General features: G+C 46.5%; 12 protein-coding genes. All 12 read left to right on the forward strand.

From position 1 onward, the window contains the following. The first annotated feature begins 2 nt into the window (after positions 1 to 2). From K2F45_RS00665 to K2F45_RS00720, 12 genes are read left to right on the forward strand one after another with little or no spacing between them, the layout of a single operon-like run. On the forward strand, positions 3 to 1,004 hold the full coding sequence (locus K2F45_RS00665; RefSeq protein ID WP_075990539.1) for an NAD-dependent epimerase/dehydratase family protein: 1,002 nt from the start codon (positions 3 to 5) through the stop codon (positions 1,002 to 1,004). Beyond that, complete coding sequence (locus tag K2F45_RS00670; protein WP_075990540.1) at positions 991 to 1,878, forward strand: polysaccharide pyruvyl transferase family protein; 888 nt, start codon at positions 991 to 993, stop codon at positions 1,876 to 1,878. The genes K2F45_RS00665 and K2F45_RS00670 overlap by 14 nt, the downstream gene beginning before the upstream one ends. Positions 1,879 to 1,891: 13 nt before the next feature. After that, positions 1,892 to 3,352: a lipopolysaccharide biosynthesis protein gene (locus K2F45_RS00675; protein ID WP_075990541.1), complete on the forward strand. Its 1,461-nt coding sequence runs from the start codon at positions 1,892 to 1,894 to the stop codon at positions 3,350 to 3,352. Between the two features lie 10 nt (positions 3,353 to 3,362). After that, positions 3,363 to 4,304, forward strand: coding sequence for a capsular polysaccharide synthesis protein (locus K2F45_RS00680; RefSeq protein ID WP_248932786.1), 942 nt, complete (start codon positions 3,363 to 3,365; stop codon positions 4,302 to 4,304). Position 4,305: 1 nt separating this feature from the next. Next, complete coding sequence (locus K2F45_RS00685) at positions 4,306 to 5,202, forward strand: beta-1,6-N-acetylglucosaminyltransferase (RefSeq protein ID WP_248932787.1); 897 nt, start codon at positions 4,306 to 4,308, stop codon at positions 5,200 to 5,202. Then, entirely contained in the window at positions 5,162 to 6,085 is a 924-nt protein-coding gene (locus K2F45_RS00690) for a GT-D fold domain-containing glycosyltransferase (protein WP_248932788.1), read from the forward strand. Before K2F45_RS00685 ends, K2F45_RS00690 begins: the two co-directional genes overlap by 41 nt. Before the next feature lie 15 nt (positions 6,086 to 6,100). Further along, positions 6,101 to 7,099: a glycosyltransferase family 2 protein gene (locus K2F45_RS00695; RefSeq protein WP_248932789.1), complete on the forward strand. Its 999-nt coding sequence runs from the start codon at positions 6,101 to 6,103 to the stop codon at positions 7,097 to 7,099. 4 nt (positions 7,100 to 7,103) lie between these two features. After that, complete coding sequence (locus K2F45_RS00700) at positions 7,104 to 8,396, forward strand: hypothetical protein (RefSeq protein ID WP_248932790.1); 1,293 nt, start codon at positions 7,104 to 7,106, stop codon at positions 8,394 to 8,396. After that, on the forward strand, positions 8,362 to 9,501 hold the full coding sequence (locus tag K2F45_RS00705) for a glycosyltransferase family 4 protein (protein ID WP_248932791.1): 1,140 nt from the start codon (positions 8,362 to 8,364) through the stop codon (positions 9,499 to 9,501). The genes K2F45_RS00700 and K2F45_RS00705 overlap by 35 nt, the downstream gene beginning before the upstream one ends. Further along, on the forward strand, positions 9,498 to 10,604 hold the full coding sequence (locus K2F45_RS00710) for a glycosyltransferase family 4 protein (RefSeq protein WP_248932792.1): 1,107 nt from the start codon (positions 9,498 to 9,500) through the stop codon (positions 10,602 to 10,604). The genes K2F45_RS00705 and K2F45_RS00710 overlap by 4 nt, the downstream gene beginning before the upstream one ends. 33 nt (positions 10,605 to 10,637) lie before the next feature. Beyond that, positions 10,638 to 11,747 (forward strand): glycosyltransferase, encoded by a 1,110-nt coding sequence (locus K2F45_RS00715; protein WP_248932793.1) that lies wholly within the window; start codon positions 10,638 to 10,640, stop codon positions 11,745 to 11,747. Next, the gene (locus K2F45_RS00720) at positions 11,734 to 12,825 is read left to right on the forward strand and encodes a nucleotidyltransferase family protein (protein ID WP_248932794.1); all 1,092 of its coding nucleotides are present in this window, start codon (positions 11,734 to 11,736) and stop codon (positions 12,823 to 12,825) included. Before K2F45_RS00715 ends, K2F45_RS00720 begins: the two co-directional genes overlap by 14 nt. The last annotated feature ends 43 nt before the right edge of the window (positions 12,826 to 12,868 follow it).

Genomic DNA, 12,868 nt, shown 5'->3' on the forward strand with positions numbered 1-12,868 from the left:
AGATGAAAATAGCCCTAATTGGTGGGTCAGGTTTCTTGGGAACGAGACTGACCGAACTACTGCTTTATACCACAGATCACGAAGTCGTGATTATAGATAAAGTAATAAGTGAAAAATATCCCAAGCTTACCCGAATCGGGAATGTGCTGGATCGGGATGCTTTGTGTGGTCTTCTTCAGGGAGTACACCAGGTAGTACTACTGGCGGCAGAGCATCGGGATGACGTTACCCCCCTATCAAAATATTATGAGGTCAACGTGAAGGGGATGGAAAATACCCTATACGCCATGGAAGCCAATTCCATTACGCGCATTGTATTTACAAGTTCTGTTGCTGTGTATGGATTAGGAAAAGAGAATCCGAATGAGGCTACGGCGGTAGCTCCTTTCAATGCCTATGGCGAGAGCAAGCTACAGGCCGAAAAGGTTCTGGAAAATTGGTACGCAAGCCATGCCGATTGGAACATCCAGGTGATCCGGCCTACGGTGATTTTTGGCGAGGGCAATCGTGGCAATGTATATAACCTGTTGCAGCAGATCGCCTCCGGCCGATTTATGATGATCGGTAAAGGGAACAATCAAAAGTCCATGTCTTACATCGGCAATATTGTTGCTTTCATTGCCTATCTAATTTCGGAAGAATCCATGGGGTTCGATCTGTATAATTATGGCGATAAGCCCGATCTAACCACCAATGATTTGGTGTATTATACAGGTAAAGTGTTAGGTAAAAATATTCCTACGCTACGCATACCTTATGCACTTGGCCTCTTGGGCGGCTACGCTTTTGATGCGCTGGCTTTTATTCTTCGCCGCAAGTTTGCGATTAGTTCCGTTCGTGTCCGCAAATTTTGCGCTGTCACACAGTATGATTCGTCGAAAGCTATGGCGAGTGGATTTCAGCCACCATTTCTTTTGCAGGAAGGGCTCCTTCGTACTCTTGAAAGCGATTTTTCAGCTTACATTAAAATCAACAGCCAAATTGCGAGTTATGAAAACAGTTAACTTGATCTATTGGGACGGGAAAAATTTTGGGGATGCGCTAAGCCCCCGATTGATCGAAGAGTTGACAGGTCTTCCTGTGCAGTACAAAAGCTGGGATCCTTCCGCCATTGACCGTTTAAAGAACCTATGTAGGAAGTTTTTACGTTTTCGTTTTTCGGGCGTTCGTAGCATTCTTTGGCCTTCTCAATCATCCTTGATTGCGGTAGGATCAGTCATTCGCTGGGGGAATAGTAAATCATCGGTTTGGGGCGCGGGATTTATGAATGCCGACGATCCTTTTGGAGGGGGGCGCATTTATGCTGTTCGCGGAAAGTATACCAGTCAAAAGCTGGAGGCTATGGGCTTTCCTCCTTGTACTACCTTCGGTGATCCAGCCTTGTTGCTCCCCCTTTGGATTCGTGGCAAGGAAAGAAAAACGAAGCAGCTCGGTGTTATTCCGCATTGGAAAGAGGTGGATACTTTTCGGGAGAAGTTTGGACCGGATACTAATCTGATCGATTTTCGAACGGCCGATGTTGAGCGTATTGTCCACGAGATTACGGACTGTGCATATATCCTTTCATCCTCCCTTCATGGCCTTATCGTAGCCCATGCCTACGGAATACCGGCATTGTGGATTAAAATGGGCTATATCGATACCGACGGATTTAAGTTTGACGATTATTTTAGCTCTGTTGGTATCCCTTCCTATCAGGGATTTGAGCAGCTGGATGACATTTTGGCCAGTGAAGAAGGGTGGATGAGCTTGTTTGCGTCCCATTGGGACAAGGCGAACTGCCAAGCTGATCTTGACGATCTGCAGCGCAGGCTTTTAGCTGCTTTCCCTCTTCCTTTACAACCAAAGTACCAGGCACTAACCAAGCAATTGGCTTAATTACCGATTTCAGATGGAGTTAAAAAAACAAGTCGCGAAAGGAGCAATCTGGGTATTTATGGACCAATTTGGGGTTCAGCTAGTCTCATTTGTGGTCAACCTGGTATTGGCCCGCCTGTTGATGCCGGCAGATTTCGGGACGATTGCTTTATTCAATGTGGTCATTAATATTTCATCCGTCCTGATCAACGGGGGCATGAGCAGCAGCCTGGTACGTACACAATCGGTAGATGAACGCGATTTATCCACCGTCTTCTGGTTTAACATGGCTACGACAGTCCTGTTGTACCTTATTGTATTTATAACCGCTCCCTGGATTGGCCAGTTCTATAAGCTACCCATCCTGGCGCCCATTATTCGCGTTTATAGTATTGTGCTGATCATCGATAGCTTTGTGCATGTGCAAGCGGTTCTTTTTGATAAAAAATTGGATTTTAAGACCACCTTCAAAGTTCGTCTGCCTTCAGTTATTGCCGGAGGAATTGCCGGTATTGGCTTTGCGCTGGCAGGAATGGGGGTCTGGTCATTGGTTTATTCCGCCTTGCTTCAAAATCTCCTATATACCCTTCAATACTGGTTTTACAGTGACTGGCGGCCTACGTTTACATTTGACCGGGAAAAATTTAACTATCATTTTGCTTTTGGATTTAGGCTTACGCTCTCTGCGCTGCTCAATGTGATTTTCAATAATGTGTATTCCATTGTGATCGGAAAGCGATTTTCGGAAACAACGTTGGGTTATTATAATCGAGCAGAGTCACTGAAAAACTTACCTGTCAATAATATTTCAACGGCATTGAACAAGGTTACCTATCCCTTATTTGCTAAGTTTAGCACAGATAATCAGCAATTACGCCATGCCTACAGGCGTGTTCTCAAGCTGGTGATTTTTATTATCGCACCTACGATTTCGCTGATGGTTATTGCGGCCGAACCTATTATCCGGCTCTTGCTCGGTGCGAAATGGTTGCCGGCTGTCCCGTATTTTCAGCTGATGGCATTGGGTGCACTTTTTCAGCCTATTCATAACTATAATCTAAATGTATTGCAGGTCAAAGGCCGTTCAGACCTTTATCTAAAGCTCGAAATCATTAAAAAAATATGTATCGTGATTGCTGTTGTACTGGGCTTAAGGTATGGGGTGTACGGTTTAATATGGGGGCAGGTTGCCGTTTCTGTTGCTTCCCTATGTATCAATACCCATTATACGGCCAGATTTCTCGATTATTCGATGCGCCAACAGCTGTATGATCTGCTCCCTAGTATTTTCATATCCTGTGCACTTGGATTCGCCGTATGGTGGGGTACTGGGCTGCTTCCGTATGAGCTTACGGACGTGATGGAAGCGCTACTGGTTTTGTCCACCTACATCGTAGGATTTGCGACGATATGCTGGCTTATTCAACTCGAGGAATTCCGGTTTTTTAGCGGCGTACTCAACAGTGCATGGAAAAAAATATCAAGTTACAAATAATAGCAACCTAATGATGAAGAAGTCGATCGTAAAAACAGCCTGGAGTATGCTCCGTGAACAGAAGATCTTGCGAAAACACCGTAAGGTTGCCGCGTTTTGGGATCAGATGATCGCGCGGGAGCAGGCAGGCCAGCTCGAACATTTTCCACTTCAGCCAAAAAAAGATCTGCCTTTAAATAAAGTCATCTGGCAATATTGGGGGCAAGGTATACAATCGGATCGACTGCCGGATGTCGTCAAAATCTGCTTTCAGTCGGTCGATACCTACCGGGCTGATTATACCGTCATCCGTGTAGATGATCATACTTTGGCAGACTATCTCGATATACCCGATTTTATATGGTCAAAAAGAAAGGCGGATATTATCAGTCGGACTTTTTTTTCGGACATTATCCGGCTGGCGCTATTGTATGTCTATGGCGGTGTGTGGCTCGATGCCACAATTTTGTTGAGCGATCAGTTACCGGTTCAATTGCGTGAACAGGACTATTTCGTCTACCAGAGAGATGCGCAGGAACCCTATGCCGACTATTGGAAAAATAGCTACGCCTACTACTGGGGCTGGCATGAAGACTATAAGGTAAAAATGCTCAACAGTATTATTTTCGCAAAGAAAGGATATGCCCTGCTCGGTCAGCTATGTCATCTGCTTTTCAATTACTGGAAAGCGGCAGATGGCGCGCTCGACTACTTCTTTTTTCAGATCTTGCACGAGCAGTTGCTGCCCGTTGAAAAATCTTCTGAGCAGGGTCTTCGTATCAGTGATGTTGAACCCCATCTTTTACAGAACAAGCTGTCCGGAGGCAATTACCCGGTCGCTTACGCCGATATTTTTTTGCGGACCAGCATCCACAAGCTGACCTATTTTCCCGATGCTACCATCGCGCATCTCAAGCACATCCTGAGCCAGACTCAAGCGGAAACTCCCGCAGGAAAGGATAATGGTATATAATATGGACAGCTTAAAACATGCTTACCTTATTATGGCGCATACCGAGTTTGAGGTGCTCCATTACCTTTTGTTGTGTCTGGATGATAAACGTAACGACATATACATACATTTTGATAAAAAAGTAGCGCAGTTGCCCAAGCTGGCAACGCATCATGCGACGCTATATCTCCTGAAAGAACGTGTCGACGTGCGTTGGGGGGACGTTTCTGTGGTGGCGGCAGAATATCAGCTTTTTGAAGCAGCTGCAAAGCGGCAGAAATACGCTTACTACCATTTATTGTCCGGTGTCGATCTTCCGCTTAAAAATCAGGATGAGATTCATGCTTTTTTTGCTGCACATCAAGGACAGGAATTTATCGGTTTCCAGAAAGGGGATTGTGAAAAGGAGATCGACCGAAAAGTACGGCGGACACATCTGTACCCCAGCAGATTTAGAGCAGGCAAGGGAATTTTTGCATATTGGTACCGTGCTGCACGTGCCCTTAGTTTACGCTTTCAATGCCTGTTTAGGCTCCGTCGCAATCGAGATGTAGACTTCAAGAAAGGAACCCAATGGGTCAGCCTGACCGACGCATTTGTCCGCTATGTATTGGCCCACAAAAGTGCGGTGCTCAAGATGTATCAAAACACCTTCTGCAGCGATGAAATCTTTATACAGACACTCTGCTGGAATTCCAGTTTTCAGTTGAAGAGGCATCATACGGATAGCGAATATCACGATTGCCAGCGTATGATTGGCTGGCACAAGGGTCAATTGATCGAATGGACCAGCGCTGATTTTAATCGCCTGATTGCTTCCGATCTATTATTTGCCCGCAAGTTTAGCGCTAGTGATATGGAACTTGTCGAACGGATAGTTGAACAGGTGCGTGATAAACAGACTTCCACTTCAAATTAACCCTATGAATATACTACGACGCTGCTACTTAACGATTAGATACAGGCTCTTCAGGTTGTTGTTGCCCTTTCCAAAAATTCATACCAATGAAGAGACGCTGGAAAAGCTGCTCCATTCCAATCTTTCGATGGCCCGATTTGGCGATGGCGAATTCCATATGATTAATCAGACCGAACACCTGGGTTTCCAGAATATGGACGAGAGGCTATCCCAGCGACTCCGTGCTATTCTGAGCAGCAACAGTGCGTGTTGTATGATCTGTATCCCCTTTGGCTTACGCTCGGTGAAGCATCTTAATGCGCAGGGCAGTTTTTTCTGGCGTCAATTTGTGGTGTTTCATTACCGAAAATATATTCCCTATCTGAATTATTCACGACCCTATTACGATGCCTGTGTGACCCGTCCTTATATAGATTGGCTGGATAAGTCCCATAGTGGTAGCTTTTTTTCCAGGCTCAAGGGGCTCTGGCAAGAGAAGAATATCTTAATTGTGGAAGGTGAAAGAAGCCGTCTGGGTGTGGGGAACGATCTGTTTTCAGGTGCAGCGTCGATAGGCCGTATAATTACCCTTGCTCAACAGGCCTTTACCTGTTATGATGCCTTGCTTGCGGAGACAAGGCGTCAGGGAGAAGCCTACGACCTGGTGCTGCTGGCGCTTGGCCCGACGGCGACAGTACTCGCTTATGATCTTTCCCAGTTGGGGCTGCGTGCCCTGGATATTGGGCATGTGGATATCGAGTACGAGTGGTTTCTGCAGAAAGCATCCAAAAAAGTAGCCATCCCTGGCAAATATGTCAATGAGGTGAAAGGGGGGGACGGGCAGGAGGATCGGGCAGATCAACAGTACGAGCAGGAGATTGTAAGTCGCATTTTTACACCCTAACCTATCAAAAGCGTAATGAAGAGTTTACCCTTAGTCAGCATTATCACTCCGGTCTACAACGCACAGGAGACCCTCGAACGGACTTTAGTGTCACTCCGTCGGCAGACCTATGGACATATTGAATTTATCTGTGTCAACGATGCCAGTGCAGATCTCAGCTTAGCGATGCTACAGGTATTTGCCGATGCGGTGGGCGCACAAGATGGTTTTTCGGCCAAAATTATTTCCCATGTTAAAAATAAAGGGGTTTCTGAAGCCCGTAATACGGGGCTCAATCATGCTTCGGGCGAGTTTATTCTCTATGTCGATGCAGATGACAGTCTGGAGCCCGATGCGGTGGAAAGCTGTGTGAAGGAAGCACAGCGTGGTCAGGCAGACATCGTGTACTTTCAGTGGTGCCTTGTTTTTGAAAAAAGTGAGCGTACGATGCTACAGCCTTATTGTGCGAGTCCTTTGGAAGCCATACAAGCCATGTTGGCCGGACGTATGCGCTGGAATCTTTGGTTATTCATGGTGCGGCGATCGCTGTATGAAGATCATACTATCCGTTTTATACCGGGAGCCAATATGGGTGAAGATCTCTTGGTCACGCTAAAATTGTTTGTCCATGCTGCGCGCATCAGTTTGCTGGACCGCATATTGTACCATTACCGGCAGGATAATACGGGGTCTATTAGCAAAACTTTCTCTGTGCAGCATATGCGGGAGGTTGAAACGAATATCTTGGAGGTCGAGCGCTATCTTCGGGAAAGTAAATATGCACTGGAAATAGGTCCTGGGATCGACTTTCTAAAATTGACGATCAAATTGCCATTGCTCGTCACGGGGCAAAAAGCGGACTATATCCGCTGGACAAACTGGTTTAGTAGTTCCGACCGCTATATTCTCCAAAATCGCGCAGCCTCGCTGCATACGCGCCTGTTGCAATGGTTCGCTTCTAAAAGGCAATACTGGGCGGTGCGGGTCTACTACCTGCTTGTACTACGTTTCATTTATGGTGTCATTTATAAATAACGCTATGATAAAGGTACTTATGATGTGTTTTGTCGGCCTGTTGGTGAGTTGTTATTTTTTCTCTTTCGGGTTTACATTTTTGCCACCGGCGGTCAATACGAAAATTATTTTAGCGGGTATTGGAGCAGCACTGCTGTTTACACAGCTTTTTCGCTCGCGACGGGTCGAAATAAGCCGGCAGCTGTTTACGGCGACCGGATTAGCTATTGTTTTTTCGCTGGTTTGTTATATTGCAACTGACCTCAACCGCACAGACGATTTTGCATATGCCACCTATTACCTGAGTTTTGCAATATGGCTTCTTGCCGGTTATACGGTAGTTTTTGCGATCCGTCAGGTACATGGGTATACTAACTTTCATATCCTCACTTACTATCTCGCCGCTGTTTGTCTCGCGCAGTGTATTCTGGCGATATGGATCGATAGCTCGCCGGCCGTGCAATCGCTGGTGGATCGCTACATCGAGCAGGGGCAGGCCTTCGCCCAGGAGGTCGACCGCCTTTATGGCATCGGTGCCTCCTTAGACAATGCCGGCGTGCGGTTCTCACTGGTGCTGATCATGCTTTCCGCATTGTTTACACGAGACCTCTTTCAAAAAAGGACCATGTGGCTGACGGTCATCTTGCTGATTCTCTTCTTTGCCATCTTAATTCTGGGCAACATCATTGCGCGGACCACCTCCATTGGCGGAGTGATGGGACTGCTGTCCATATTTTTCACCACCGGGCTTTTTCACCGCATTATCCGTGTGGAGTTTGTCCGGTTTTTTACCGTTCTTTCTATCCTTATGCTGGTTTCAATTCTTGTGGCCATGTACTTTTATACACATAATGAGCTTTTCCGGGGCTATATGCGCTTTGCTTTCGAAGGCTTCTTCAATTATTACGAGACCGGGGAATTTCGTACCGATTCGACGGACAAATTAAGTACTAACATGTGGGTTTGGCCCAAAGATACGCGCACCTGGCTGATCGGTACAGGGCTTTTTGATGGTTGGATCTTTAACACCGACATCGGCTATTGCCGTTTTGTACTCTATTGTGGCATTGCCGGATTCAGTGTCTTTGCCAGTTTTTTTATCTTCAATGCTTTATCATTCGTGTCCAGATATAAACGTTATAAACTTTTGTTTCTTTCGTTATTGGCATTCTCCTTTGTCATCTGGTTTAAGGTCTCCACCGATATATTTCTGATTTATGCCCTGTTTTATGGTGTCGAAGGCGTGCAGGGCTCTTTGTTCACTTCCAAATCTACTGTCGAAAATGAAAATAGTCTATTCAATCTTGGGAACGTATAATGCCGGAGGCATGGAGCGCGTATTGGCCAATAAGGCTAATTACCTGGCCAAATTGGGGCACGAGCTAACGATTGTAACGACAGATCAGAAAGCGCGCGAGCCTAATTTTGAGCTGCATCCGCAGATACGGCAGGTAGATCTTGGTATCAATTATACCGATGATGATGGCCTAGGGATTTTTCGCAAAATGCTCTCCTATAAGCGTCGACAACGTATCCACCGGGAGCGGCTTGACGCATTCCTTATGCAGTTAAAGGCCGATATTGTGATCTCCATGTTTGATCACGACGTCAGTTTCATGCACGAGCTCAAGGATGGGAGCAAGAAAGTCCTGGAAATTCATTTTTCAAGGTTTAAACGCTTGCTGTACGATCGGAAAGGGCTTTGGAAAATAGTGAATACATGGCGCACAGCACAGGATCTGGCATTGGCGAGGAAATACGACCACTTTGTGGTACTTACCCATGAAGACCTGACCTATTGGAAAGGGTTAAAAAATTGTGTTGTTATTCCCAATGCACAGACCTTTTCACCGCCGCAGCGGGCTGCCCTTATTGAAAGGCGTGCTATTGCTGTCGGACGGTTCGATTATCAGAAGGGATTTGACCAGCTTATTTCGATCTGGAAGGTTATCCATGCGCGATGCCCCGACTGGAAGCTCGACATCTATGGGCAGGGCCCTTTGAAAGAAGCAATGGAAGCCCAGATTCATGAGTTGGGATTGGAACAGCAGATTTCCCTTCATGCACCGGTCAAGAATATTATGGACGTTTATATGCAAAGCTCGCTGGCTTTGATGAGCTCCCGCTACGAAGGGCTGCCGATGGCCTTACTTGAGGCGCAGGCCTGCGGTCTGCCCATGGTATCCTATGCCTGCAAGTGTGGACCACGTGATATCATCAAACCGGGTAAGAATGGATTTTTAATTGCCGAAGGTGATCAGCAGGATTTTGCCGATAAGGCATGTCGGCTGATGGAAAATCAGCAACGGAGACAGCAGATGGGAAAGGTGGCATGGGAAATGGCCGAAAGTTTTGATGAAGAACGGATTATGCGGCAGTGGATTTTGTTATTTGAGCGCTTAATGAAAGGAGAGAAACGATGAGAAAGACGATTGTTATCTCAGCGGTAAATCTCGTGGAGGCCGGACCTTTGACCATACTCAGGGAATGCTTGGCCTGCCTGTCGATTATGGCAGTAGCAGATAATTATCGGGTTATTGCTTTAGTATATAAGCAATCACTGGCCGATTTTCCAAATATTGAATATATCGAAACGCAGTGGCCAAAAAAACGCTGGGTCAATCGCCTATGGTATGAATATGTATCGATGCGGTCCATATCCAGACAGATCGGTCCCGTTTACCTCTGGTTTTCGCTTCACGATACCAGTCCGTCGGTCATTGCCGAACGACGGGCCGTATACTGTCATAATGCATTCCCTTTTTATCGTTGGAAGTTGCACGATCTACTTTTTGCGCCGAAGATTGTGCTGTTTGCACTCTTTAGCGAGTATATCTACCGGCCCAATATTCAGCACAACAATTATCTGGTTGTACAGCAGCAGTGGTTACGTGAGGCATTTCATCGGCTATTTGCTATACCCATAGCTAAAATTATTGTTGCTCCAGCTAGAGTTACCGCAAAAACTGTCTCGGCTTTGGAAAAAGAGGAAAAGCCCGGCTTTTACTCCTTTATGTTTGCTGGATCACCGAACAGTCACAAGAACTTTGAAGTGATCTGCCAGGCTGCAGCACTGCTCGAGCAGCGGGGGCTTGTGCACTTTAAAGTACATCTAACCGTGAAGGGTGATGAAAATAAATATGCGCAGTGGCTTCATCGCAAATGGGGACATCTACAATCGCTTGATTTTATGGGCTTCGTCACCCGTGAACAGCTTGAAGTTTACTATGCCAGCTGCGATTGTCTTATTTTTCCTTCAAAAACGGAGTCCTGGGGACTTCCCATTACGGAGTTTTCCGTTTATGGCAAGCCTATGTTACTGGCCGATTTACCGTATGCGCATGATACTGCTGCGGGGAATTCGTCTGTATCGTTTTTTGACCCCGACGATCCGCAAGCTTTAGCTACACAAATGGGCGCACTTATGGGTGGAGACGAGTCTTTCTTGCATGCCGTGGAAAAGGAAAAGCTGGTTGAACCCTTTGTCTTAAACTGGACCGATCTATTTCATAAGCTCTTACAATAGCACTATTAATAAATTGTTAAACGCAATAATTTGATGAAGATATTACAACTGGGAAAATTTTATCCGATACGCGGCGGTGTGGAAAAAGTGATGTACGATTTGATGCTGGGGCTATCCGAGGCCGGGGTGTACTGTGATATGCTCTGTGCATCGACCGAAGATCATCCCGCGGCTGAAATACAGCTAAACCCCTGTGCCAAATTATTTATCGTACGTACCTCCGTCAAAATTGCCGGCACCATGTTAGCTCCCGCCATGATTGGCAAACTAAAGAAGATTGCTGCTCAATATGATATTATTCACATCCATCATCCCGATCCCATGGCCAGTCTGGCGCTATACCTATCGGGCTATCGGGGGCGTGTTATTTTACATTGGCATTCGGATATTTTAAAACAGAAAAACCTGCTTAAATTATATAAGCCACTGCAAAGCTGGCTAATCAAAAGGGCCGATCAGATTGTGGGAACCACACCCATATATGTGGAGCAGTCGCCTTTCTTACAACATGTGCGGGCTAAAATTGACTATATCCCGATCGGTGTAAATCCGATGGAATATGATCCAAGGGCTGTTGCGGTGCTTAAAAACCGTTATCCCAATAAGAAAATTATCTTTTCGCTGGGCCGCCTTGTGGAATACAAAGGTTATGCCTATCTGATCCAGGCGATGCAACAGCTAGACGCGCATTTTCACCTCATTATTGGCGGAAAGGGCCCGCTGGAGCAGCAGCTTGTCCAGCTCATCGCGGAGCTGAATCTGCAGGAGCGGATCAGTATGGTGGGTTTTGTGGCCGATGATGAAATCCCTACCTATTTTGGCGCTGCCGATATTTTTTGCCTGAGCTCTATCTGGAAAACGGAGGCCTTTGCTATTGTTCAGATCGAGGCCATGTCATGCGGTATACCCATCGTTTCTACCAATATACCCGGGTCAGGCGTGAGCTGGGTCAACCAAGACCAGGTATCGGGTCTTGTCGTTGCGCCCGAGAATGCAACAGCTCTGGCTCAGGCCATCCAACAGATCGGATCCGATCCAAGCCTCTATCAAACGTATGCCGAAGGAAGTCGAAAAAGGTATCATGAAAATTTTTCGCGCGATAAAATGATCGAAAAGTGCAGGAGGATTTATGGAACGTATTAAAATTCAGGCCGCCTTCTTTTTTCTTTTACGTTGTGGACTTTGGGGAAAGAAACAAAGGGCGCATGAAAAGGAGCTCTTTCCCTTATCCGAGGCGGAATGGTCTGGGCTTTATCGCCGGGCGAACGAGCAGACCGTTCAAGGGATTGTTTATGATGGACTGCTCTGTCTGGAAAAAGCCAATCTGCCGCCACGGCAGCTGCAGCTAAAATGGTCGGTACAGATCGACCGGATCGAACGCAGCCATCACTTCAACAATAGCATGATCGCCCAGCAGCACGCTTTTTTCACAAAACGGCTGCTCCGGCCTTTGCTTTTAAAAGGTCAGGGTGTAGCGGCTAGCTATCGGCTGCCACAGCATCGTGTCTGCGGCGATATCGACTGGTATTTTGAATCAAGGCGGCAGTGTACACTTGCCGGTCTTCACCTCATCAAAAATAGCATACCCCGGGTCAATGCCGGGGGTCAGGTCTATCGTTGGGCTGATGCCGAAATGGATCTGCATGACCGGCTTTTTGATTTCTACAATCCTTTTAGTAGGCAGGTGTTGAAACGGTATAGGATCGATTTTCCCGATACCACACTTACAATTGCTGGGCATCAAGTCGCTGTATTGGCACCACAGGTTCAGATTATTCAGGTGACGGCACACATTCTCAAGCATTCAATGGCTTTTGGGATCGGCCTTCGTCAGTTCTGCGACCTGGCGGCGCTGTATCACAGTTACAGTCATTTGTTAGATGGGACGCGTTTAGAAAAGCTTTACCGCCAGATCGGCTTGTTGCGCTGGATTGCTCCGGTACATCAGTTTCTGGTGCATGAACTTGGTTTAGCGAAAGACAAACTTCCTTTTCCTACACCGCCTGCAACAGATGGAATGGATATCCTCCAGGATGTCTGGGAGAGTGGCAACTTTGGATTTTATGATGAAGCTTATGTGCGACGTGTTGACGGAGTTTCTGTTGCACGTAAGAATCGGGCCGAAGCACTGCTGAGACGTATTGTACGCCACTTTCCTTATGCGCCTAAGGAGGCTTTTTGGTTCCCTATTATTCATTTTTTAAACCGACGGGGCATATAATTCAATTTATCAGCGCTCATGCAGCTAAGTGCTCCTGCAGCTG

The sequence above is a fragment of the Sphingobacterium siyangense genome, assembly GCF_023277505.1.
GTDB lineage: Bacteria > Bacteroidota > Bacteroidia > Sphingobacteriales > Sphingobacteriaceae > Sphingobacterium > Sphingobacterium siyangense.

Coding starts and splice junctions, on each gene's coding strand:
- K2F45_RS00665 (WP_075990539.1), top strand. CDS start 3: ATGAAAATAGCCCTAATTGGTGGGTCAGGTTTCTTGGGAACGAGACTG.
- K2F45_RS00670 (WP_075990540.1), top strand. CDS start 991: ATGAAAACAGTTAACTTGATCTATTGGGACGGGAAAAATTTTGGGGAT.
- K2F45_RS00675 (WP_075990541.1), top strand. CDS start 1,892: ATGGAGTTAAAAAAACAAGTCGCGAAAGGAGCAATCTGGGTATTTATG.
- K2F45_RS00680 (WP_248932786.1), top strand. CDS start 3,363: ATGATGAAGAAGTCGATCGTAAAAACAGCCTGGAGTATGCTCCGTGAA.
- K2F45_RS00685 (WP_248932787.1), top strand. CDS start 4,306: ATGGACAGCTTAAAACATGCTTACCTTATTATGGCGCATACCGAGTTT.
- K2F45_RS00695 (WP_248932789.1), top strand. CDS start 6,101: ATGAAGAGTTTACCCTTAGTCAGCATTATCACTCCGGTCTACAACGCA.
- K2F45_RS00700 (WP_248932790.1), top strand. CDS start 7,104: ATGATAAAGGTACTTATGATGTGTTTTGTCGGCCTGTTGGTGAGTTGT.
- K2F45_RS00705 (WP_248932791.1), top strand. CDS start 8,362: ATGAAAATAGTCTATTCAATCTTGGGAACGTATAATGCCGGAGGCATG.
- K2F45_RS00710 (WP_248932792.1), top strand. CDS start 9,498: ATGAGAAAGACGATTGTTATCTCAGCGGTAAATCTCGTGGAGGCCGGA.
- K2F45_RS00715 (WP_248932793.1), top strand. CDS start 10,638: ATGAAGATATTACAACTGGGAAAATTTTATCCGATACGCGGCGGTGTG.
- K2F45_RS00720 (WP_248932794.1), top strand. CDS start 11,734: ATGGAACGTATTAAAATTCAGGCCGCCTTCTTTTTTCTTTTACGTTGT.